23 protein-coding genes and 1 riboswitch are annotated in these 20,783 nt (G+C 71.1%); of the genes, 11 read left to right on the forward strand and 12 right to left on the reverse strand.

Going from position 1 to position 20,783, the window contains the following annotated elements:
* Positions 1-4: 4 nt before the first annotated feature.
* Positions 5-93, forward strand: a riboswitch (ZMP/ZTP riboswitch).
* A gap of 33 nt (positions 94-126) precedes the next feature.
* From AC069R_RS11010 to AC069R_RS11020, 3 genes are all read left to right on the forward strand, one after another.
* Positions 127-1,575 (forward strand): glycine hydroxymethyltransferase, encoded by a 1,449-nt coding sequence (locus tag AC069R_RS11010; RefSeq protein ID WP_478766345.1) that lies wholly within the window; start codon positions 127-129, stop codon positions 1,573-1,575.
* 103 nt (positions 1,576-1,678) lie between these two features.
* Positions 1,679-2,695, forward strand: coding sequence for a tryptophan--tRNA ligase (gene trpS, locus AC069R_RS11015; protein ID WP_478766347.1), 1,017 nt, complete (start codon positions 1,679-1,681; stop codon positions 2,693-2,695).
* Positions 2,696-2,921: 226 nt separating this feature from the next.
* A complete protein-coding gene (locus AC069R_RS11020) occupies positions 2,922-3,506 on the forward strand; it encodes a 2'-5' RNA ligase family protein (protein WP_478766349.1) in 585 nt (194 codons plus the stop codon).
* 7 nt (positions 3,507-3,513) lie between these two features.
* Here the strand turns inward: AC069R_RS11020 and AC069R_RS11025 are convergent, their stop codons facing one another.
* Positions 3,514-4,269: an SDR family NAD(P)-dependent oxidoreductase gene (locus AC069R_RS11025; protein WP_478766551.1), complete on the reverse strand. Its 756-nt coding sequence runs from the start codon at positions 4,267-4,269 to the stop codon at positions 3,514-3,516.
* A gap of 162 nt (positions 4,270-4,431) precedes the next feature.
* Between AC069R_RS11025 and AC069R_RS11030 the strand changes: the two genes are divergently transcribed.
* Positions 4,432-5,343, forward strand: a complete 912-nt coding sequence (locus tag AC069R_RS11030) for a YihY/virulence factor BrkB family protein (RefSeq protein WP_478766351.1) — start codon at positions 4,432-4,434, stop codon at positions 5,341-5,343.
* Here AC069R_RS11030 and AC069R_RS11035 read toward each other — a convergent pair.
* Entirely contained in the window at positions 5,291-6,514 is a 1,224-nt protein-coding gene (locus tag AC069R_RS11035; RefSeq protein WP_478766353.1) for a D-alanyl-D-alanine carboxypeptidase family protein, read from the reverse strand. The two genes, AC069R_RS11030 and AC069R_RS11035, sit on opposite strands and share 53 nt — an antisense overlap.
* 79 nt (positions 6,515-6,593) lie before the next feature.
* On the opposite strand from AC069R_RS11035, the gene AC069R_RS11040 reads away from it, so the two are divergent.
* Positions 6,594-6,842, forward strand: coding sequence for an SCO4848 family membrane protein (locus AC069R_RS11040; RefSeq protein ID WP_159704337.1), 249 nt, complete (start codon positions 6,594-6,596; stop codon positions 6,840-6,842).
* 227 nt (positions 6,843-7,069) lie between these two features.
* Positions 7,070-8,614 carry an ABC transporter substrate-binding protein gene (locus AC069R_RS11045; protein ID WP_478766356.1) on the forward strand — a complete coding sequence of 515 codons (1,545 nt, stop codon included), beginning with the start codon at positions 7,070-7,072 and terminating at the stop codon, positions 8,612-8,614.
* A 9-nt stretch (positions 8,615-8,623) separates the two neighbouring features.
* Here the strand turns inward: AC069R_RS11045 and AC069R_RS11050 are convergent, their stop codons facing one another.
* The 9 genes from AC069R_RS11050 to AC069R_RS11090 all read right to left on the reverse strand — a co-directional run bounded on the left by AC069R_RS11050 (position 8,624) and on the right by AC069R_RS11090 (position 15,338).
* Positions 8,624-9,220: a Uma2 family endonuclease gene (locus AC069R_RS11050; protein WP_478766358.1), complete on the reverse strand. Its 597-nt coding sequence runs from the start codon at positions 9,218-9,220 to the stop codon at positions 8,624-8,626.
* Positions 9,221-9,311: 91 nt separating this feature from the next.
* The gene (locus tag AC069R_RS11055) at positions 9,312-10,052 is read right to left on the reverse strand and encodes a TetR family transcriptional regulator (protein ID WP_478766360.1); all 741 of its coding nucleotides are present in this window, start codon (positions 10,050-10,052) and stop codon (positions 9,312-9,314) included.
* Positions 10,053-10,089: 37 nt separating this feature from the next.
* Positions 10,090-10,500 (reverse strand): VOC family protein, encoded by a 411-nt coding sequence (locus tag AC069R_RS11060; protein WP_478766362.1) that lies wholly within the window; start codon positions 10,498-10,500, stop codon positions 10,090-10,092.
* A 53-nt stretch (positions 10,501-10,553) separates the two neighbouring features.
* Positions 10,554-11,072: a hypothetical protein gene (locus AC069R_RS11065; RefSeq protein WP_478766364.1), complete on the reverse strand. Its 519-nt coding sequence runs from the start codon at positions 11,070-11,072 to the stop codon at positions 10,554-10,556.
* Positions 11,073-11,168: 96 nt separating this feature from the next.
* Positions 11,169-11,948, reverse strand: coding sequence for a succinate dehydrogenase iron-sulfur subunit (locus tag AC069R_RS11070; protein WP_397984387.1), 780 nt, complete (start codon positions 11,946-11,948; stop codon positions 11,169-11,171).
* Positions 11,948-13,702, reverse strand: coding sequence for a succinate dehydrogenase flavoprotein subunit (gene sdhA / locus AC069R_RS11075; RefSeq protein ID WP_397984386.1), 1,755 nt, complete (start codon positions 13,700-13,702; stop codon positions 11,948-11,950). The genes AC069R_RS11070 and sdhA overlap by 1 nt, the downstream gene beginning before the upstream one ends.
* A gap of 19 nt (positions 13,703-13,721) precedes the next feature.
* On the reverse strand, positions 13,722-14,204 hold the full coding sequence (locus AC069R_RS11080; RefSeq protein WP_180329749.1) for a succinate dehydrogenase hydrophobic membrane anchor subunit: 483 nt from the start codon (positions 14,202-14,204) through the stop codon (positions 13,722-13,724).
* Positions 14,205-14,209: 5 nt separating this feature from the next.
* On the reverse strand, positions 14,210-14,590 hold the full coding sequence (sdhC, locus tag AC069R_RS11085) for a succinate dehydrogenase, cytochrome b556 subunit (RefSeq protein ID WP_145483083.1): 381 nt from the start codon (positions 14,588-14,590) through the stop codon (positions 14,210-14,212).
* 193 nt (positions 14,591-14,783) lie between these two features.
* Positions 14,784-15,338 carry a 2-oxo-4-hydroxy-4-carboxy-5-ureidoimidazoline decarboxylase gene (locus AC069R_RS11090; RefSeq protein WP_478766368.1) on the reverse strand — a complete coding sequence of 185 codons (555 nt, stop codon included), beginning with the start codon at positions 15,336-15,338 and terminating at the stop codon, positions 14,784-14,786.
* Between the two features lie 157 nt (positions 15,339-15,495).
* Here AC069R_RS11090 and AC069R_RS11095 point away from each other — a divergent pair, with 157 nt between their 5' ends.
* The 5 genes from AC069R_RS11095 (at position 15,496) to AC069R_RS11115 (ending at position 20,037) form a co-directional block, all read left to right on the forward strand.
* Positions 15,496-17,115, forward strand: coding sequence for a beta-N-acetylhexosaminidase (locus AC069R_RS11095; RefSeq protein ID WP_478766370.1), 1,620 nt, complete (start codon positions 15,496-15,498; stop codon positions 17,113-17,115).
* Between the two features lie 144 nt (positions 17,116-17,259).
* Positions 17,260-17,991 carry a DUF4328 domain-containing protein gene (locus AC069R_RS11100; protein WP_478766372.1) on the forward strand — a complete coding sequence of 244 codons (732 nt, stop codon included), beginning with the start codon at positions 17,260-17,262 and terminating at the stop codon, positions 17,989-17,991.
* A gap of 92 nt (positions 17,992-18,083) precedes the next feature.
* Positions 18,084-18,668, forward strand: a complete 585-nt coding sequence (locus AC069R_RS11105) for a hypothetical protein (RefSeq protein ID WP_478766374.1) — start codon at positions 18,084-18,086, stop codon at positions 18,666-18,668.
* Between the two features lie 301 nt (positions 18,669-18,969).
* On the forward strand, positions 18,970-19,311 hold the full coding sequence (locus AC069R_RS11110; RefSeq protein WP_478766553.1) for a hypothetical protein: 342 nt from the start codon (positions 18,970-18,972) through the stop codon (positions 19,309-19,311).
* 198 nt (positions 19,312-19,509) lie between these two features.
* Positions 19,510-20,037 carry an RNA polymerase sigma factor gene (locus tag AC069R_RS11115; protein ID WP_478766555.1) on the forward strand — a complete coding sequence of 176 codons (528 nt, stop codon included), beginning with the start codon at positions 19,510-19,512 and terminating at the stop codon, positions 20,035-20,037.
* Positions 20,038-20,093: 56 nt separating this feature from the next.
* On the opposite strand, the gene AC069R_RS11120 is transcribed toward AC069R_RS11115, so the two are convergent.
* A complete protein-coding gene (locus tag AC069R_RS11120; RefSeq protein WP_478766376.1) occupies positions 20,094-20,747 on the reverse strand; it encodes a hypothetical protein in 654 nt (217 codons plus the stop codon).
* Positions 20,748-20,783 lie beyond the last annotated feature (36 nt).

Genomic DNA, 20,783 nt, shown 5'->3' on the forward strand with positions numbered 1-20,783 from the left:
CTGAGCCACGGGCCGTGACTGGCGCGCAGGGATGGGACGGACCATCGGGGAGCGGCCCCGCGGGAAACAGTGCCGTGCGCCTGGGCCGAACGTGAACGCCGAAACGCACCCCGTCCGGAGGTCCCCATGCCAGAGCAGCACCTGTCCACCGAGTCCACCGCCTTCCGCGCCGCCCTCGACGTGATCCGCGCGGTGGAGCCGCGTGTCGCCGACGCCATCGGCCAGGAGGTCACCGACCAGCGCGCGATGCTCAAGCTGATCGCCTCCGAGAACTACGCCTCCCCGGCGACCCTCCTCGCGATGGGCAACTGGTTCAGCGACAAGTACGCCGAGGGCACCGCCGGCCGCCGCTTCTACGCCGGCTGCCGCAACGTGGACACCGTGGAGTCCCTGGCCGCCGAGCACGCCCGCGAACTCTTCGGCGCCCGGCACGCCTACGTCCAGCCGCACTCCGGCATCGACGCCAACCTCGTCGCCTTCTGGGCCGTACTCGCCGACCGCGTCGAGGCCCCGTTCCTGGCGAAGACCGGCGCCCGCCAGGTCAACGACCTCACCGACGCCGACTGGGCCGAGCTGCGCCAGGCCTTCGGCAACCAGCGGATGCTCGGCATGTCCCTGGACGCCGGCGGCCACCTCACCCACGGCTTCCGCCCGAACATCTCCGGAAAGATGTTCGACCAGCGCTCCTACGGCACCGACCCCGCGACCGGCCTCATCGACTACGACGCGCTGCGCGCCCGGGCCCGCGAGTTCAAGCCGCTGATCATCGTGGCCGGCTACTCGGCGTACCCCCGGCTGGTGAACTTCCGGGTCATGCGCGAGATCGCGGACGAGGTCGGCGCGACCCTGATGGTGGACATGGCCCACTTCGCCGGCCTCGTCGCGGGCAAGGTCCTCACCGGCGACTTCGACCCGGTCCCGCACGCCCAGATCGTCACCACCACCACTCACAAGTCGCTGCGCGGCCCACGCGGCGGCATGGTGCTGTGCGACGACTCCCTCAAGGACCAGGTGGACCGGGGCTGCCCGATGGTCCTCGGCGGTCCGCTGCCGCACGTCATGGCGGCGAAGGCGGTCGCCCTGGCCGAGGCCCGGCAGCCCGCGTTCCGGGACTACGCGCAGCGCATCGTGGACAACTCCCGCGCCCTTGCCGAGGGCCTGATGCGCCGGGGCGCGACCCTGGTGACCGGCGGCACCGACAACCACCTCAACCTGATCGACGTGGCGACCTCCTACGGCCTCACCGGCCGCCAGGCCGAGGCCGCCCTGCTGGACTCCGGCATCGTCACCAACCGCAACGCCATCCCGGCCGACCCGAACGGCGCCTGGTACACCTCCGGCATCCGCATCGGCACCCCGGCCCTGACCACCCGCGGCCTGGGCACGGCGGAGATGGACGAGGTGGCCGGCCTGATCGACCGCGTGCTGACCACGACCGAGCCGGGCACCACCAAGTCCGGCGCGCCGAGCAAGGCCGCCCACGTCCTGGACGAGAAGATCTCCGCCGAGATCGCCCAGCGCGCGACGGACCTGGTCGCGGGCTTCCCGCTGTACCCGGAAGTCGACCTGGGCTGATCAACGCCGTCAGGGCAATGCCCTCAAAGCGGGGCCGTACCGGATACGCGGCCCCGCCGCCCAGGGGCCGACCCCACCCCCGGCCGATGAGAGAATGGGCCACATGGCCCCCGCTGAAAAGCCCCGCGTGCTCTCCGGTATCCAGCCCACCGCCGGCTCGTTCCACCTCGGGAACTACCTCGGCGCCGTCCGCCAGTGGGTATCCCTCCAGGAGACCCACGACGCCTTCTACATGGTCGTCGACCTGCACGCGATCACCGTCCCCCAGGACCCCAAGGAGCTGCGGGCCAACACCCGCCTCGCCGCCGCCCAGCTCCTCGCCGCCGGTCTGGACCCGGAGCGCTGCACCCTGTTCGTGCAGAGCCACGTCCCCGAGCACGCCGAGCTGGCCTGGGTGATGAACTGCCTGACCGGCTTCGGCGAGGCCAGCCGGATGACCCAGTTCAAGGACAAGTCCGCCAAGCAGGGCGCCGAGCGCGCCTCGGTCGGCCTGTTCACGTACCCGGTCCTCCAGGTCGCGGACATCCTGCTGTACCAGGCCCACCAGGTGCCGGTCGGCGAGGACCAGCGCCAGCACATCGAGCTGACCCGCGACCTGGCCGAGCGCTTCAACGGCCGCTTCGGGCAGACGTTCACGATCCCGTCGCCGTACATCCTCAAGGAGACGGCGAAGATCTACGACCTCCAGGACCCGGCGGTCAAGATGAGCAAGTCGGCGTCCACGCCGAAGGGCCTGATCAACCTCCTGGACGAGCCGAAGACCACCGCCAAGAAGGTCAAGAGCGCGGTCACCGACACCGACACCGTCATCCGCTACGACGCGGAGGCCAAGCCGGGCGTCTCCAACCTGCTCACCATCTACTCCGTCCTCACCGGAAAGCCGATCCCCGAGCTGGAGCGGGAGTACGAGGGCAAGATGTACGGCGCGCTCAAGACCGACCTCGCCGAGGTCATGGTCGAGTTCGTGACGCCGTTCCGGGAGCGCACCCGGCAGTACCTGGACGACGCCGAGACGCTCGACTCGATCCTCGCCAAGGGCGCCGAGAAGGCCCGCGCCGTCGCCGCCGAGACCCTCGCGCAGGCGTACGACCGGGTCGGCTTCCTCCCGGCGAAGCGCTGACCGGAGCACCCGCCGAGGCGCCGGCCGGAGCACCGGACGGCACGGTTCGCGCCGGGGAGCACGGAACCGGCGCGACGGCGCACGGCCGTTCGCACATCCACGTGGGCAGAGCGCTGCACATCACTTCCGTTGCGCCTGCCCACAGGACACCCATAGCCGTACAGTCGGAGCCGAAGGCCCGTACGAGTCGGCCGAGCAGACGACGGACGCGACGACAGGAGACGACGTGGGGACCGTAACGATCGGCGTGTCGATCGCGGTTCCGGAGCCTCACGGCAGCCTGCTCCAGGAGCGGCGCGCGGGCTTCGGCGACGCCGCGGCCTACGGCATCCCCACCCACGTCACCCTGCTGCCGCCGACCGAGGTGGACCGCGCCGCGCTGCCCGCCGTCGAGGCCCATCTCGGCAAGGTGGCCGCCGCCGGCCGCCCGTTCCCGATGCGGCTGCACGGCACCGGCACCTTCCGGCCCGTCTCCCCGGTGGTCTACGTCCGGGTCGTGCGGGGCGCCGAGGAGTGCGCCCTGCTCCAGCAGCGGGTCCGCGAGTCCACCGGGCCCTGCGCCCGCGAACTTCAGTTCCCGTACCACCCGCATGTCACCGTGGCGCACGGCATCGAGGACGCGGCGATGGACCGCGCCTTCGCGGAGCTGGCCGGTTTCGAGGCCGAGTGGCCGTGCACCGGGTTCGCGCTGTACGCGCAGGGCGCCGACGGAGCCTGGCGCAAGCTGCGCGAGTACGCCTTCGGCGGCCGGGTCGTGCCGTCCCAGGCGGGCCCCGCCGACATCGGCAGCGGGACCGTCGCCGGCCGCTGACGGGCCGTCACAGCGGCAGTCTGCGGAACAGCGCCCGCGGCGTGTGCCGCAGCGCGGCCGTCACCAGCCGCAGCACCCCCGGCACCCACACCGTCTCCGCGCCCCGGCGCAGGCCCAGTTCGATCGCGGTGGCGACCGCCTGAGGGGTCGTGGCGAACGGCTCGCGGGGCCGGCCCGCCGTCGCCCTCGTCCGCACGAATCCGGGTCGTACGACCATCACATGCACCCCCGTGCCGTACAGCGCGTCGCCGAGGCCCTGGGCGAAGGTGTCGAGGCCCGCCTTGCTGGAGCCGTAGATGAAGTCGGCGCGGCGGGCGCGTTCGGCGGCGGTGGCGGACAGGACGACGAGCGAGCCGTGGCCCTGGGCCTGGAGGGCGCTCGCGGCGACGAGACCCGCGGCGACCGCCCCGGTGTAGTTGGTCTGCGCGACCCGCACGGCCCGCAGCGGCACCCGCTCGTCGTGGGCCTGGTCGCCGAGGACACCGAAGGCGAGCAGCACCAGGTCGATGGCGTCCTCGGCGAACACCTTGCCGAGCACGGTCTCGTGGGAGGCGGGGTCGAGGGCGTCGAAGCCGACCGTACGGGTGTCCGCGCCGAGCGCGCGCAGGCTCTCGGCGGCCTGCTCCAGGGCGGGGGAGGGGCGGCCGGCCAGCCAGACGGTGCGCGCCCCGCGGGCGATCAGCCGGCGGGTGGTGGCGAGCGCGATCTCGGAGGTGCCGCCGAGGACGAGCAGGGACTGGGGCAGGGCGAGGGCGTCCTTCACAGACATGCCCGTGACCGTATCGTCCGCATGTGTGCCCTTCATCCCTGAACGTCACCTTGTCGGGGCGAAGACCACCCGAAAGTGGGATGGCGGGGCTTCCGCTGCGCGAAACGGTCGCGGGTACCCGCACATGGGAGACCGCACACCGGGCAGGGAAGGATCATGGACTGGCTGAAGAGACTGCCCGTCGTCGGGCCGCTGGTGACCTGGCTGACGGCCACGCACGCGTGGCGGGCGTACGAGCGGCTCGACCGGGTGAAGTGGTCCCGGCTGGCGGCGGCGATGACGTTCGTCAGCTTCGTGGCGCTGTTCCCGCTGCTCACCGTGGCCGCGGCGATCACCGCGGCCACGCTCAGCCCGGCCCGGCAGCAGACCGTCGAGCACAAGGTCGCCGAGCAGTTTCCGGGGGTCGTCTCCCAGCAGCTGGACATCACCACGCTGGTCCAGAACGCGGGCACCGTCGGCGTCATCGCGGGTGCCGTGCTGCTGCTCACCGGCGTCAACTGGGTCGGCCAGGTGCGGGACTGCCTGCGCGCGGTCTGGGAGCTGCCGGACCAGGACCAGAACCCGCTGGTCGCCAAGGCCAAGGACGCCGGCATCCTGATCGGCTTCGGCGGCGCCCTGCTCGTCACCCTCGCCGCGTCCACGCTCGCCACGGCGGCCGTCGGCCGGGTCTCCGACGGACTGGGGCTCGCCCAGCACGGCTGGGGCTCCGCGCTGCTGTGGGTCGCCGCCTTCGCCGTCGCCGTGCTCGCCGACTTCCTCGTCCTGCTCTACGTGCTGACCCTGCTGCCCGGCGTGGAGCCGCCGCGCCGCCGTCTGGTGCTCGCGGCACTGCTCGGCGCGGTCGGCTTCGAACTGCTGAAACTGCTGCTCAGCGGCTATATCCAGGGGGTCGCCGCCAAGAGCATGTACGGCGCGTTCGGGGTCCCCGTGGCGCTGCTGCTGTGGATCAACTTCACCGCGAAACTGGTCCTGTACTGCGCCGCCTGGACGGCCACGCCGGGCGGGATGCCGAAGCTCACGGCCGCGGCCGACGGCGCATCAGGTCCGGCAGCGGCCACCGGCGGTTGACCAGGAAGACGCCGCCCGCCAGCAGGACGAGCAGCCCGCCCGCGACGGCGAGCGCGGTGCCGATCCCGCGCGAGCCGCTCGCGGCGGCCGCCGCCGGCTTCGAACCGGCCTGCCCGGCGGGCGCCGACGCCGCCGGCGAGCCGCCCGGCGCCGTGCTCGCCGGCGCGGCGCTCCGCGGCGGCACCAGCTCGCCCACCGGCTTGACCTTGCCGGCCGCCTGGAAGCCCCAGTCGAACAGCTTCGCCGTCTCCTTGTAGACCTCGTTGTGCTCCTGCTTCTGCGGATTCATCACGGTGACCAGCAGCACCCGCTTGCCGCGCTGGGCGACCCCGGTGAAGGTGGCGCCCGCGTGGGTGGTGTTGCCGTTCTTCACCCCGGCGATGCCCTGGTAGACCGGCACATCGGTGTCCCCGCTGAGCAGCCGGTCGGTGTTGCGGATCTGCTTGCCGTCGAAGTCGGCGCTCACGGTGGAGCAGTAGTCCCGGAAGTCCTTCTTCTGGAGCCCGGAGCGGGCGACCAGGGTGAGGTCGTACGCCGAGGACACCTGGCCCGGCGCGTCGTAGCCGTCGGGGGAGACCACATGGGTGTCCAGGGCCTGGAGTTCGTCCGCGTGGTGCTGCATGTCCTGGACGGTCTGGGCGACGCCGCCGTTCATCGCGGACAGCACGTGCACGGCGTCGTTGCCCGAGCGCAGGAACACCCCCAGCCACAGGTCGTGGACGCTGTAGGTGCGGCCCGCTTTTACGCCGACCACGCTGGAACCCTCGCCCATGCCCGCGAGGTCCTTCGCGGCCACCTTGTGCTCCGCCGTGCGCGGGAAGCGGGGCAGCAGGGTGTCCGCGAACAGCATCTTCAGGGTGGACGCCGGGGGCAGTGCCCAGTGCGCGTTGTGCGCGGCCAGCACCTCGCCCGTCTGGGCGTCGGAGACGATCCAGGAGCGCGCGGTCAGGCCCTCGGGTAGTACGGGGACGCCGGGCGCGAGGTTCACCTGGGTGCCGGTCCGTCCGAGCCGGGCACCGCCGAGCGTCGACATGTGGGCCGGGGGCGTGGCCGCCGGGGCGGTGCCGGCGGCGGGGGCGGCGAGTGCGGCGGGCGCGGTGGCGGCCAGGGTCAGCAGGGTCGCGGCGCCGGCCGGCAGCGAGCGCCGGGCGGCCGTACGGAGTGCGGGCACGGCCCCGGACGTACCCGTGGCCCACCGGGCGGACCGGACCCAGCCCCTGCTCCCGGAACGCACCCCGGATACTGGAGGTATGAAACTCAGCCGCCCGGTCTCCTGGTTCCTGCTCGCCTTCGGGGTGTGGAGCTGGTTCATCTGGATCACTTTCGTAAAGAACCTGGTCAAGGACGGCAGTGGGCTCGCCTTCCATGACGGCCGGCCGACCGCCTACTTCTGGGTGCACCTGGTGCTGGCGATCGTCTCCTTCGTATTGGGGACGGTCATCGGGGGCATCGGGTTGCGCGGTCTGCGGGCCCTGCGCCGGGAGCCGTCGCCCATGTGACCGGAATCTCCTCCGCCACCTGTGGAGACGCTGTGAAGGCACGGCGGACGCCCGGCGGAGACAACGTCTTGGGCAAGTTCTTCCACAACTGGTCAGAAAGCCCTTCCCACGCCGAAACACGTGTGATTGGGTGAGCCGCGTCACTCAGGGGAGTGGCGGGATTTGTGCTGACCAGGGGTAGGGCCTCACAAGGGTCTGGGGAGGGCACCACCGTGCGATCTGTTCGCATGCGGATTGTCGTGACATTGCTCGTGCTGGCTGTCGTGGGCATCGGCGGCTGGAAGCTGCTGCCGTCACAGGAGAACAAGAACAGGACCATCACGGTCGGGACGACGGACGCGGTCACCTCGCTCGACCCGGCCGGGGCGTACGACGCGGGCTCCTGGGCCCTGTTCAGCAATGTGTTCCAGACGCTGCTGAGCTTCGAGCCGGACGGGGTGCAGCCGGTGCCGGACGCGGCCAGGAGCTGCGCCTTCGTCGGCAGCGATCTGAAGACGTACCGGTGCACGCTGCGCGACGGCATCAAGTTCCCCAGCGGGCGGGCGATGACGGCCCAGGACGTGAAGTTCTCCTTCGACCGGGTCAAGCGGATCAACTCCGACGTGGGCCCCTCCTCCCTGCTCGCCGTCCTGTCCTCGGTGACCGCCGACGACGCGCGCACCGTCACCTTCCACCTGTCGGCGCCGGACGCCACCTTCCCGCTGAAGGTCGCCACCGGCGCGGGCGCGATCGTGGACCGGGAGACCTACCCGGCGGACTCGCTGCGCAAGGACTCCTCGGTCGACGGCACCGGCCCCTACCGGCTCACCTCGTACACCAAGGGCCGACAGGCCCGGCTCGCGCCGAACCCGACCTACAAGGGCTACCTCTCCTCCACCGGCCGCCCGATCGACCTGCGCTACTACAGCGACTCCGCGCAGCTGAACGCGGCGTGGAAGGCGAAGGACATCGACGTGGCCTCGCGCACGCTGCCGCCCGACGTGCTCGCCGGGCTGAACACGAGCGACCCGAAGGAGCGGGTGTCCGAGTCCGACTCCTCCGAGACCCGCAACCTGTACCTCAACACCCGCGCCAGCTCCCCGCTGCACGACGTACGGGTGCGGCAGGCCATCGCCTGGCTGGTCGACCGGGAGCAGCTGGCGGCCACGGTCTACCAGGGCACGGTCGACCCGCTGTACTCCCTGATCCCGACCGGCATCACCGGCCACACCACGTCCTTCTTCGACACTTACCCGACGCAGAGCACGAAGAAGGCGCGCGCCCTGCTCACCGAGGCCGGGGTGAGCCTGCCGGTCCGCTTCACCTTCGCCTACGGCAAGGGCCAGGGCCCCGGCGAGCAGGAGGCCGCGGCGCTGAAGAAGCAGCTGGAGGCGGGCGGCCTGTTCCAGGTCGACGTCAAGGGTTACGAGTGGACCGACTTCCAGAAGCGGATGGCCGGGGGCAAGCTCGACGCGTGGGCCGTCGGCTGGGTCGCGGACTACCCCGACGCCGACACCTTCGGCCAGCCCCTCGTCGGCACCGGCTCCACCATGGCCACCGGCTACAGCAACAAGACGGTCGACCAGCTCATCCGCAACAGCCAGCAGTTCGCCGACCGCAGCCGCGCCGCCACCGACTTCCAGCAGATTCAGTCCACCATCGCCGACGACGTCCCGCTGATCCCCCTGTGGCAGCGCAAGGAATACACGGTCACCTCGGAGGACGTCGGCGGCGGCCAGTATCTGATGGACGCCACGGGCGTGTACCGCCTGTGGCGCCTGGACTGGATCTGACCCGCTGCCTCAGTTCTGCCCGGCCTCGATGATCTGCTCGACGTCGAGGGTGACCTTGGCGCCGAGCGAGTCGGGGAGCGCGACGGTCTCGCCGGGGGCGTGCACGCGGTGGTTCGCGTAGTCGCTCCCGGCCGGCTCGGTGAGCACGTGCAGACGCTGGTGCTCGCGGTCGACGATGACGTAGACCGGGACCTTGGCCTCCGCGTACGCGGCCACCTTGGTGCGCAGGTCGGTCCGGAAGTTGCTGGAGGTGACCTCCAGGACCATGCGGAAGCAGACGGGGTCGTAGCAGTTGTTCTCGATGTAATGGTCCTCGAAGTCCGCGTCGACCAGGGAGAGGTCGGGGATCGCGTAATCCTCGGGTCCTGTCGGCAGCCAGAGAGCGATGCCCTGGAGCACGCGCGACTCGGCGTCGTGGAGATCGGCGGAGAAGAAGGACCGCATCAGCCCGGTCAGGACCATGCCGTGCGGGCCGTCACGGAGCGGGGACACGAGAATCTGGCCCCCGATGATCTCGACGCGACAGCCCGGAAGGTGGTCCATGATCCGGTCGGCCGCCGCGGTCAGTGGTCGGTCATGACGTCGTCTGACAGCCGCTGCGGACATCAGGAAGCCTCCTCAAGGCCGGTGCCGGGAGCAGCGTGGCAGGCAGACCGACGGCCGGACGTCCCTTCCCCGCACCTTCACCCGAAAGTGATCACTCGGCCGGGTTTCGTCCCGGAGCCGGCAGCAGCCTCGTCATCCCCGGCAGGAAGTCCGTGAACAGTTCGTGGACTTCCAGGACCAGGGGACGCAGGACGCGGAAGCGGGAGAGGGTGACGCCGCGGGTGGTGAGGCGGGCGCCGCGGCGGGCGAGGCGGTAGCTGCGCTCGCGGTTCTCGGTGCGGTCGAAGATCCAGTACATGATGAGGCCCATCTGGGCCAGCCACATCAACTCCGGCAGGACGTCCCGGAGTTCGGCCGGCACCTTGGCCTTCGAACCGGCCAGCACCTCCCGGTGCACCTGGATCGCCTGCTCGCGTGCGTGCTCGCTCTCCTGCGAGAAGGGGCTCAGCGGGCTGTCCGGGTCGGCGGCGTTCTTGAAGAACTGCACCGCGAACTCGTGATACGGCCGCGCGATGTCCAGCCAGGTGGTGAGCACGCCCGCGAGCCGCGTCTCCAGGTCCGTCTCGTGCTCCAGGATCCCCCGGACCGCCTGCCGGTGCTCGGCCGCGATCCGGTCGTAGAAGCCCTGGATCAGGTGTTCCTTGCCCTCGAAGTAGTAGTAGGCGTTGCCGACGGAGACCCCCGCCTCCTGGGCGATCGCCCGCATGGTGGTCTTGTCGTACCCCCGCTCCCGGAACAGCCGCATGGCCGTCTCCAGGATCAGCGCACGGGTCTGCTCGGACTTGCTGCTGGGGGTACCGGCCGCCGCGGGACCGTCGTTCTTCACGGGCACGCCACAGAGCCTAACCAGTGCCGTCCGGGCGCCCGGCTCAGCCTCGGCGGCCCAGCTCCGGGCGCCGGGTGTAGTCCGTCAGGCCGAGCACGTTGCCCCAGGGGTCCGCGATCTCCACCGTCCAGCCGGTCGCCGTCTGGAACACCTCGTCCATCGGCTCGATGCCCGCCGCGACGAGCCGCCGCGCCGCCGCCCGCGCGTCCGGCACCTCCAGCCACAGGCGCGGCGAGGGCCACGGCGGACTGCGGTGGCCCAGTGCCTCCTCCACCCGCAGCAGGACGCCGGGCGTCTCCTTCCCCGCCGTGAGCAGGGCGATCCCGGCCTCGTCGAACCGGAACCCCACCCCGAACCCGGCGCGCTCGTAGAACCCGACGGCCTCCGCGAGATCCCCGACGGGGAGCAGTACGTTGTCGAACCCGAGCAGTTCGTACGACTCTTCGTCTGACATGTCGTCAGATTAGGACGCCGCTCCCCGGATCCCGTGATGACCGGGCCGTCGGCTCACATGCTGCTCAGCGAGCGGGCGTAGTTGACCTGGCCCATGATCGCGGCGAACGCGTCCGGGCCGTACGCCGGGATCATCGTCTGGTGGTGCCGCCCCGCGCTGGTCACGGTGACCTGGATGTAGCCCGTGGTCCGCTTCTCCTTCATCAGCAGGAAGAGCAGCCCGAGCAGGCAGAGCAGGGCGAACACGACCGCGAGGACGATCGCGTGCGTCGGTATCTTCTCCTCGGTGCGCGACATGTCCGTCGCGTTCCAGACCGCACCGCGCAGCGGCATCTGCCCGGCCGGCGTGATGATCTGATCGCCGATCACCGTGATGTCGCCGATGGCGAGCACGGGAGCGCCGCCCGGCGGCAGGGCGCCCGCCGCGGCCGGCTGCTGCGGAAAGCCGTACCCCGGCGCGGGCGCCTCCGCGGCGGGGTAGCCGTACCCCGGCGGCGGCGTGTCGGAGGGCGCGGGCGGATGGCCGGGGCCCCAGTCGCCGGCGCCGCTGTGGTACGGGTTCTGCTCGGTCACGCTGGTGCCCCCGGTAGGTCGTGAAAGGCGTGGACAAGATACGAGGGCCGTTCCCCCGAACGGGTGAACGGCCCTCGTATTGTGCCAGGTGTCGCGTCAGTAGCGGCGGGTGATCAGGGCCCGCTTGACTTCCTGGATCGCCTTCGTGACCTCGATGCCACGCGGGCACGCGTCGGTGCAGTTGAAGGTCGTACGGCAGCGCCACACGCCGTCCCGGTCGTTCAGCACCTCGAGACGCTGCTCCCCGGCCTCGTCACGCGAGTCGAAGATGAAGCGGTGGGCGTTGACGATCGCGGCCGGGCCGAAGTACTGGCCGTCGTTCCAGAACACCGGGCAGGACGACGTGCACGCGGCGCACAGGATGCACTTGGTGGTGTCGTCGAAGCGCGCCCGGTCCTCCGCGGACTGCAGACGCTCGCGCGTCGGCTCGTTCGTGTCCTTGGTGATCAGGAACGGCATCACGTCCCGGTACGCCTGGAAGAACGGCTCCATGTCCACGACCAGGTCCTTGAGGACCGTGAGGCCCTTTATGGGCTCGACCGTGATCGGCTTCTCGGGGTTGATGTCCTTGATCAGCGTCTTGCAGGCAAGACGGTTCTTGCCGTTGATCCGCATCGCGTCCGAGCCGCAGATGCCGTGCGCGCAGGAACGGCGGAACGTGAGGGTGCCGTCGATGTCCCACTTGATCTTGTGGAGACCGTCGAGGACACGCTCCTTCGGGTCGATCTCCAGCTGGAAGTCTTCCCAGACGGCCTCCGCCGAGACCTCCGGGTTGAACCGGCGGATCCGGAAGGTGACCGTGATGTAGGGGGAGTCGGCGAAACCGGGCTCGGGCCGGCCGGCCGCGTCCGCCTTGTCCAGAACAGGGGTAGCCATCAGTACTTACGCTCCATCGGCTGGTAGCGGGTCTGGACGACCGGCTTGTAGTCGAGACGGATGGACTCGGTGCCGTCGTCGCCCACCTCGCGGTACGCCATGGTGTGGCGCATGAAGTTGACGTCGTCGCGGTTCGGGTAGTCCTCGCGGTAGTGACCGCCGCGGGACTCCTTGCGGGCCAGCGCCGACGTGGCCATGACCTCGGCCAGGTCGAGCAGGTTGCCCAGCTCGATGGCCTCCAGCAGGTCCGTGTTGAACCGCTTGCCCTTGTCCTGGATGGACACGTTCTTGTAGCGCTCGCGCAGCTCGGCGATCTTCTCGACCGCCGTCTTGATCGTCTGCTCGGTGCGGAACACCATGACGTTGGCGTCCATGGTCTCCTGGAGCTCGCGGCGCAGCGTGGCCACCCGCTCGTTGCCGGTGGAGTTGCGCAGCCGCTCGATCTGCTCGACGACGAACGACTCCGGGTCCTCCGGCAGCTCGACGAAGTCGGCCGTGTGGGCGTACTCGGCGGCGGCGATGCCGGCGCGGCGGCCGAAGACGTTGATGTCCAGCAGCGAGTTGGTGCCCAGGCGGTTGGCGCCGTGCACCGACACGCAGGCGACCTCGCCGGCCGCGTACAGACCCGGCACGACGGTGGTGTTGTCCGCCAGGACCTCACCCTCGACGTTGGTCGGGATGCCGCCCATCGCGTAGTGCGCGGTGGGCTGGATCGGGATCGGGTCCGTGTACGGCTCGATGCCGAGGTAGGTGCGCGCGAACTCGGTGATGTCCGGGAGCTTGGCGTCCAGCTGCTCCGGCGGCAGGTGGGTGAGGTCCAGGTACACGTGGTCGCCCTCGGGACCGCAGCCGCGGCCCTCGCGGATCTCCGTGTAGATGGAGCGGGACACGACGTCACGGGACGCCAGGTCCTTCATGACGGGAGCGTACTTCTCCATGAAGCGCTCGCCGTCCTTGTTGCGCAGGATGCCGCCCTCACCGCGGGCACCCTCGGTGAGCAGGATGCCCATCCGCCAGATGCCGGTCGGGTGGAACTGGAAGAACTCCATGTCCTCCAGCGGCAGACCCCGGCGGTAGCACGCGGCCTGGCCGTCACCGGTCAGGGTGTGCGCGTTGGAGGTCACCTTGAAGAACTTGCCGGTGCCGCCGGAGGCGTAGATGACCGACTTCGCCTGGAAGATGTGGATCTCGCCGGTCGCCAGCTCGTAGGCGACGACACCGGCGGACTTCTTGACGCCGTCGACCTCGCTGATCAGCTGGTCCAGGACGTAGAACTCGTTGAAGAACTCCACGCCCTCCTTGACGCAGTTCTGGTACAGCGTCTGGAGGATCATGTGACCGGTGCGGTCGGCCGCGTAGCACGCGCGGCGGACCGGGGCCTCGCCGTGGTTGCGGGAGTGACCGCCGAAGCGGCGCTGGTCGATGGTGCCGTTGGGCGTCCGGTTGAACGGCAGGCCCATCTTCTCCAGGTCGAGGACCGCGTCGATGGCCTCCTTCGCCAGGATCTCGGCGGCGTCCTGGTCGACCAGGTAGTCACCGCCCTTGATCGTGTCGAAGGTGTGCCACTCCCAGTTGTCCTCCTCCACGTTGGCGAGCGCGGCGGCCATGCCGCCCTGCGCGGCGCCCGTGTGGGACCGGGTGGGGTAGAGCTTGGTCAGGACCGCGGTGCGGCTGCGCTTCGTCGCCTCGATGGCGGCACGCATGCCCGCGCCGCCGGCGCCGACGATGACGGTGTCGTACTTGTGGATCTTCATGATTCTCGCAGCCCCGTGCCTAGCGGATGTTCGGGTCGAAGGTGAAGATCACCAGCGTGCCCAGCAGGATGGTCCACACCGTGGCGGTGTACAGCAGGGCCTTCAGCCACATGCGGGACGCAGGCCGCTCGGCGTAGTCGTTGATGACCGTGCGCAGGCCGTTGGCGCCGTGCAGCATCGCGAGCCACAGCATGGCCAGGTCCCAGACCTGCCACCACGGGGAGGCCCAGCGGCCGGCGACGAAGGCGAAGCCGACCTTGGAGACGCCGCCGTCCAGGACCAGCTGGATCACCAGGTGGCCGATGACGAGGACGACCAGCACGATGCCGGACAGGCGCATGAACAGCCACGCCGCCAGCTCGAAGTTGCCGCGGGTGGACTTCGGGGTCTTCTTGGTCCGCTTGCGCGGGGCCTCGATCAGCGGGGCCGGGTTGTCCACGTTGTAGACGGCGGCACCCTCGACGGGGCCGACCCCGGAGGCGGTGGTCTCAGTGGTAGACATCGGCGTCAGCTCCCGAACAGAACACGAGCGGCGTGGCCGAGCACGGGGTAGATCGCGCCGAGCATGAGCACGATCCAGACACCCATCACGGTCCAGAACATCTGCTTCTGGTAGCGCGGGCCCTTCGACCAGAAATCGACGGCGATGACGCGCAGACCGTTGAGCGCGTGGAAGAGGATTGCGGCGACGAGGCCGTACTCCAGCAGCGCGACGATCGGCGTCTTGTACGTGGCCACGACCTTGTCGTAGGCCTCGGGGGAGACACGCACGAGAGCGGTGTCCAGCACGTGAACGAACAGGAAGAAGAAAATGAGGACGCCGGTGACTCGGTGAGCCACCCAGGACCACATTCCTTCCCGGCCGCGGTACAGCGTTCCAGCCGGCACGGAAGAACCCTCCGGGAGCGGGGATTAGGGCCGCGCCGGCTTCACTGTCGGTCGGGCCCGGCCGGGTACGGTCCACCGGCCCCCAGCATGGTATCCGTGCGGCGGGGTGAGGCTTACGGGGGGCCTACCGGTGTGATCAAACTGGCACCGGATGGGGTATCGGCCTGGGCGGATACGGGGGTGGTCTGCCCTGTTATCGGCCGGGTGCGGGTGCGGGTGCGTTGTGGCTGGTAGCGCAGTTCCCCACGCCCCTTAGGCAGGTGCCCAACCGGCCCCTTGCGAGCCGGCGGAGTTCGTCCGCGGCTATCGCGCGTTCCTCGTCGGGATCGTTTGCGGATCGTGACCGGATGGCTTCCAGGATGCGATCGGCGGTCTCGCTCGGCGCCGTGTCGCCGAGATAGATAACGAACACGTGTCCGAATCGTGCCTCGTATGCCGCATGTGCCGCGGCCAGTGCCATATGCGCGGCCGAGTACGCGTCCTCCGGCAGCACCGGCAGGGCCTCGTGGGACAGCGCCTCCGCGAGGTCCGCCGGGGACAGGTCGTACGCCGCCTCGTCCGCCGCGGCCAGGAGGGCGTCCAGGTCGGGGTAGGGGCGGTGAGCCGCGACGCGGTGGGCCCAGCGCGGGCTGTGCAGGCAGCGCAGCAGAAGGGCCCGCGCCTCGGCGGCGGACGCCGCGTTGAAGGCGTCGAGGGGCCGGGGCAGATGCGGGGCGCGGTGGGCGGGCAGCGTGGGTCCTCGCGTCACAGGTCGTGTGTGGCAGGGGAGTGCTGTGAAAGGTGTGTCGTCAGGTTATCGAGAGTGGTGACGCTGTGTCCGCGTCCTGTCTGAAATTCACTCGGACGGGAGAGTTTGCGAACGCTCGAGTGACCGTTCGAGCGGCGGGTGGCCGTACGTTGGGCGAGTGAGCCAGCACAGGCGCCGGGCGTCGGCGCGACAGGTGAAGCGGAAGCGGACGGCGGTGGCCGCGGCGGTGGCCGGGGCCGTCGCGCTCGGGACGGGCATCGGTGTGTGGGCCTCGTCGGGCGGTGGCGGCGACCAGGGCTCGGCCGGCCAGGCGACCGTCGCCGAGACGAGTCCCTCGCCCACCCGGTCGTATCCGCTGTCCCGAGCACCGCGGACGATCCCGGCGGTGCGCTCCCACACCCCGGCGCGCGGTCCCGGCTGGCGCCCGCGGCCCGGTGACCGCGTGGTGATCAGCGACGCGGGCCTCGCCGACGAGGGCAGGCTGATAGCCGGCGAGCTGGGGATGAGCTACGCGGGCCGGAGGAACGACACCAGGGCGGGCGACCTGCGGCTGTCCCTGGGCGGCGGGGGCGGAGACCAGGAGTCGTACACCATGACCGTCCGGGGCGGCCGGGTGGACATCAGCGGGCCGGGCCGGGCGGGCGTCTTCTACGGCACCCGGACCCTGAAGCAGGAGGTCCACGGCGGCGGTACGGCACCGGAGGGCGTCGTCCACGACGAACCGGCCAAGCCGGTGCGCGGGTTCATGCTGGACATCGCGCGCAAGCCGTACACCGAGGCCTGGATAGAGGACCGGATACGGGAGCTGGGGGACCTGAAGTACAACGAGCTGGGGCTGCACTTCTCCGACGACCAGGCCTTCCGGATCGAGTCCAGCACCCACCCGGAGATCGTCTCCCCGGACCACCTCACCAAGGCGCAGGTCAAGCGGATCGTGGACCTGGCGGACAGCCGGCACATCACCGTCGTACCGGAACTCGACTCGCCCGGACACCTGGGCGCGGTCCTCGCCGCCCATCCCGACCTCAGACTGCGCAACGGCAACGGCGTGGTGACCAAGGGCGCGATCGACATCTCCAAGCCCGCCTCGGCCAGGCTGATCGACGACCTGCTGAACGAGTACGCGGGGCTGTTCACCGGCAAGCAGTGGAACCTCGGCGGGGACGAGTACCAGGCGCTGATGGCGGGCAACCCGCAGACCGCCTACCCCCAGCTGGCCGCGGCCGCCCGGCGGAAGTTCGGCGCGCACGGCAGCGTCGCCGACCTCACCACCCAGTGGCTGAACGACCGCGCCGCCACCGTCCGCGCCCACGGCAAGACCCTGCGCGCCTGGAACGACGGCTTCTACCGCAGCGCCACCGCCGTACGCCCCGCGGGCGATCTCCAGGTCGGCTACTGGACCGGCAAGGAGATCGGCGCCCGGCTGCCGCAGGACTATCTGAGCGCCGGCCGCGAGCTGATCAACTACAACGACGAGTTCCTCTACTACGTCCTCGGCCAGCCGCAGACCTTCGTCTACCCGACCGGGCAGCGGATCTACGAGCAGTGGAACCCGCGGGTGGTGCGCGGCACCACCGCCGTCCCGGCGAAGTACGACGATCAGATCCTCGGCGGCACCTTCGCCGTGTGGGGCGACTTCCCGCGCGCGCAGACGCCGGAGCAGGTCGCGGCCGGCATCCGGATGCCGCTGCGGGCCACCGTCCAGAAGCTCTGGGATCCGGGCACGCCCGCCTTGTCCTGGGCGGACTTCAAGTCCCTGGCGGACCGGCTGGGTTGAGGGTGCGGTGACGCCGGGGGCGGGTGGCGCTGTGTGAACCCTGTGGACGCGGGGTGATCTTCAGTCGTATCTTCCGTTGTTCACATCTCCGGCGGATCGCACGCGGTCCGCCGGCCGCCGTCTTCATCTCGGGGGAACCTGACCATGGCCACACCCACGCCCGTACCGCCCGTACCGCCCGTCCCGCCCGCAGCGCCCTTCGCGCCCGAGCCCGGCTTCGGGCTGCGCTCGCCCGCCGGACTCGGCCTGGCCACGGCCGTCCTGCTGGGGCTGGTCGCCGCCGCCGACCTGTTCGCCTGCGTCGCGGACCAGCTGGAGGCGAGCGTCGCCCAGGACCTCCTCGGCGGCGGCGTCGGCGAGGACCTGGTCCGCCGGGCCCACCGCGCCGACACGCTCTACAGCGCGGCGAGCATCACGCAGGGGACCACCCTGGTGGCCGCGGCCGTGGTCTACCTGTGCTGGCTGTGGCTGGTGCGGCGGAACGCCGGTGTCTTCGCGCCGCACGGGCACCGCATGAAGCGCGGCTGGGCCATCGGGGGCTGGTTCGTGCCGATCGTGAACCTGTGGTTCCCGCGCCGGGTCGTGCTGGACACCTGGACGGCCAGCGTCCCGCCGGGCACCCGCGGCCGGACCACCCCGGTCAACGCCTGGTGGACGCTGTGGATCCTCAGCCTCCTCGTGAGCCGGGCCGCCGGCCGGCAGTGGGCCGACGCCCACGACCCCGGTGAACTCGCCAGTGCCGCACGGCTGATGCTGTTCTCCGACGCGCTGGACGCCGCGGCCGCGATCCTCGCCGTGCTGGTCGTCGTCCACCTGACCCGGATGCAGCAGCGCCGGATCCTCGCGGGCCCCGGCGCCCTGCCCGCCTTTGGCTGAAACTCGACCGCTGTGACACTTCCGTCCGGTGGCACGCAGTAAGGGGAAGTGCGGGCTCCGTACCGGTCGGCGCCCAGATCAGGGAGGCTTTCATGAGCCTTGGGGAATGGATCGCGCGGGCCGACGAACGGGGGCTGGCCGCCAGCGGGTTGGCCTGTTTGGATCGGTGCCTGCCGCTGCTCGACGGCGACGGGGAACTGCTGCGCCCGCTGTGGGGGAGCCTCGCCGACGGGTCGGACTGGGGCGGCCCGCTGGCGAAGGCGCGGGACGCGCTCCTCGGGCTCGGGGAGGAAAGGGAGGAAGGGGCGGCGGGGGACGGCGGGGGCGCGCACGCGGAGGCGGTGCGGCTCGTCACCCACATGCTCGACACGGCCCCGGCGGAGCGCACCGCCGAGGCCGTACGTCCCTGGGCCGAGTCCTGCTCCGCCGTCTCCCTGCGCGTCCACCGGCTGCTCGACCCGGCGGCCGAGGGCGCCCCGGACACCGCCGGGGCGGAGGAGCTGCCGCCGCTCGTCGCCGCCGAGCTGCGCCGCCAGATCACCGTCCTCGAACTCCTCGAAGGGCACGGCAAGCAGGGCCTGCGCCGCGCCCTGGACGTGTCGGGCGAGGGGCGCCGGGTGCTGCGCGCGGTGGTGTCGCGGCGGGCGCGGGGGAGCGCGGAGAGAGGCGAGGCGTGAGGCGAGGCGTGAGGGCCGGGGCATGAGGGCCGGGGGGCAAACCTGCCGGGTGGGCGAGTCCTGTGCCGGTCGTGCGGGGGCGGTGGGGTGGTCCTGCGACGGTTGGTGAAACGCTTCCTCAGAGGGTGACGAAAGCTCCGCCCCGCTCGCTTTCCCTTATGTGAACGCCCATCTGAACGCTCATGCGTACACCCATCTGAACGCCGGTACGACGACCTGTGCGCCGACCTCCGCGACGGCCGCCGCTGCCGCCGTTGCGAGCGCCCCGCAGGAGACCAGGCCCCACGCCGCCGCGAAGCCCGTGCGCTGGGCGGCGGACGCGGTGGCCACGATGCGCGAGGGCGCGCGGGTCCGGCTCGACTACTCGGCGCGGAGCCTGTGGCGCGTGGACCGGGTGATCGAGGAGATACGGCGTGAGGGGGCGCCCATCGAGGCGGTCGCGAGCGTGCTGCGCGGCTTCGGTGCCTACGCCGGTGAGGTGGTCGTCCGCCGCACCGGCGCCGAGTGGTGGGCGACCGGCGGCGAGCACTGGGTGCGCACCCCCGACGGCCGGCTCTGGGACCCCGTCGAGGAGGCCCGGCGCTGCTTCCTGGGCCATGGCTCGCTGCGCCTGTTGTGCCGGGACGCGACGGCGGGTGCCTGAACGGGCCGGGGCCTCTGACGGACCGTCCGCTGTGACACTTCCGTCGGCGCGGACGCTGATGACCGTGGAGGCGACCGACACGGCCGGAGCGTGTCGCACCGTGCGGGACGCGCCATGCGGTGGCCATGAACGCGGCACGACGAGGACGGTCTTGGGCCAGGGAGGGCAGCCCGCGGCCGGCGGCCGCGGGACGCGGAGCTGGGCGCCGCCGTCGCGCGCGCCCAGGACGGCGACGAGGGCGCCTTCGCGCTGGCCTACCGGATCGTGCAGCCCGGTCTTCTCGGCTATCTGCGCGCTCTGGTCGGCGAGGACGCGGAGGACGTGGCCGCCGACGCCTGGCTGGAGATAGCGCGGGACCTCGGCCGGTTCACCGGTGACGGCGCGGGCTTTCGCGGCTGGACGGCGGCCATCGCCCGCCATCGCGCCCTGGACCAGCTGCGCCGCCGCCGCGTCCGGCCCCGTACCACCGCGCTCGACCAGGAGGCGCTGGACCGTGCGGCTCCGCACAGCACCCACGAGCAGGCCCTGGAGTCGCTGTCCACGGCGCACGCCCTCGAACTGGTGCGTTCCCTGCCGCGGGACCAGGCGGAGGCCGTGCTGCTGCGGGTGATCGTCGGCCTCGACGCCCCGGCCGCCGCCCGCGTCCTCGGCAAACGCCCCGGCGCCGTCCGCACCGCCACCCACCGCGGCCTGCGACGCCTGGCCCGCACCCTGACAGGGGACTGAGACGCCGGACGTGACGGACGCCGCGGTCCGCGAGCCGCACGGCCGAGGGCGAGCCGTCAGAGGAAGTAGGACAGGTTCACGAAGAAGGCGATGTAGGCGATGGCGAGGAGCACCACGAGGATGGTGAACCACCAGAAGTGCACCTGGCGCCACGGCACCCTGGCGCCGGGGAAGCGGGCGCGGAACTGGGACCAGGTCAGCATTCCCTGTTGCCTGACGGGTGCCTGCGCCGGTGAGGCGGTCAGCCGGCCCAACAGGCGCTGCAAAGGCTCCTTCTCCCACAAGCGGGTGTCGAGCACCAAGGGCGTGTCCTCCAGCGAGGTGATCACCAGGCGGTGCTTGTGGCCGTCCACCGGTATCCGCACGTAGTGGAGGCCGGTGACGTCGGACTCCAGGGTGAGCAGTACGACCCGTCCCCACAGGTTGCGGACGCTCAGCACACCGTCTTCCAGGGTGATGGCGGCTTTCACCCGACGCAGCGCCAGCCCTCCAGCGAACCACACCAGGGGGACGACCACCGCGAGTATGGCGACGATCAGACCCGGCCAGCCCGCCCCCGGCGAGCTGCCGCGGCCGTTGGCCAACCGGAGCGCGATGCGTACCGTCCCCAGGCCGATGGGCAAGGCTCCGCCGAGCAGCGGAGCCTTGTAGACCCTGTTGTCGGCTCTGACCTTGATCGGAACATCCGAAGAATCCGTCTTCTCTGACATCGGCCGATCGTGGTACCGCGACCAGCCGCTCCCCTC

Source organism: Streptomyces sp. NPDC043952 (genome assembly GCF_056435325.1).

What these genes read in the sequence shown, in the direction of transcription:
- AC069R_RS11030 (WP_478766351.1), top strand. Translation starts at nt 4,432, where the DNA reads ATGGACTGGCTGAAGAGACTGCCCGTCGTCGGGCCGCTGGTGACCTGG.
- AC069R_RS11045 (WP_478766356.1), top strand. Translation starts at nt 7,070, where the DNA reads ATGCGGATTGTCGTGACATTGCTCGTGCTGGCTGTCGTGGGCATCGGC.
- sdhA (WP_397984386.1), bottom strand. Translation starts at nt 13,702, where the DNA reads ATGAAGATCCACAAGTACGACACCGTCATCGTCGGCGCCGGCGGCGCG.
- AC069R_RS11105 (WP_478766374.1), top strand. Translation starts at nt 18,084, where the DNA reads ATGAGCCTTGGGGAATGGATCGCGCGGGCCGACGAACGGGGGCTGGCC.
- AC069R_RS11010 (WP_478766345.1), top strand. Translation starts at nt 127, where the DNA reads ATGCCAGAGCAGCACCTGTCCACCGAGTCCACCGCCTTCCGCGCCGCC.
- AC069R_RS11120 (WP_478766376.1), bottom strand. Translation starts at nt 20,747, where the DNA reads ATGTCAGAGAAGACGGATTCTTCGGATGTTCCGATCAAGGTCAGAGCC.
- trpS (WP_478766347.1), top strand. Translation starts at nt 1,679, where the DNA reads ATGGCCCCCGCTGAAAAGCCCCGCGTGCTCTCCGGTATCCAGCCCACC.
- AC069R_RS11070 (WP_397984387.1), bottom strand. Translation starts at nt 11,948, where the DNA reads ATGGCTACCCCTGTTCTGGACAAGGCGGACGCGGCCGGCCGGCCCGAG.
- AC069R_RS11100 (WP_478766372.1), top strand. Translation starts at nt 17,260, where the DNA reads ATGGCCACACCCACGCCCGTACCGCCCGTACCGCCCGTCCCGCCCGCA.
- AC069R_RS11050 (WP_478766358.1), bottom strand. Translation starts at nt 9,220, where the DNA reads ATGTCCGCAGCGGCTGTCAGACGACGTCATGACCGACCACTGACCGCG.
- AC069R_RS11060 (WP_478766362.1), bottom strand. Translation starts at nt 10,500, where the DNA reads ATGTCAGACGAAGAGTCGTACGAACTGCTCGGGTTCGACAACGTACTG.
- AC069R_RS11040 (WP_159704337.1), top strand. Translation starts at nt 6,594, where the DNA reads ATGAAACTCAGCCGCCCGGTCTCCTGGTTCCTGCTCGCCTTCGGGGTG.
- AC069R_RS11080 (WP_180329749.1), bottom strand. Translation starts at nt 14,204, where the DNA reads ATGTCTACCACTGAGACCACCGCCTCCGGGGTCGGCCCCGTCGAGGGT.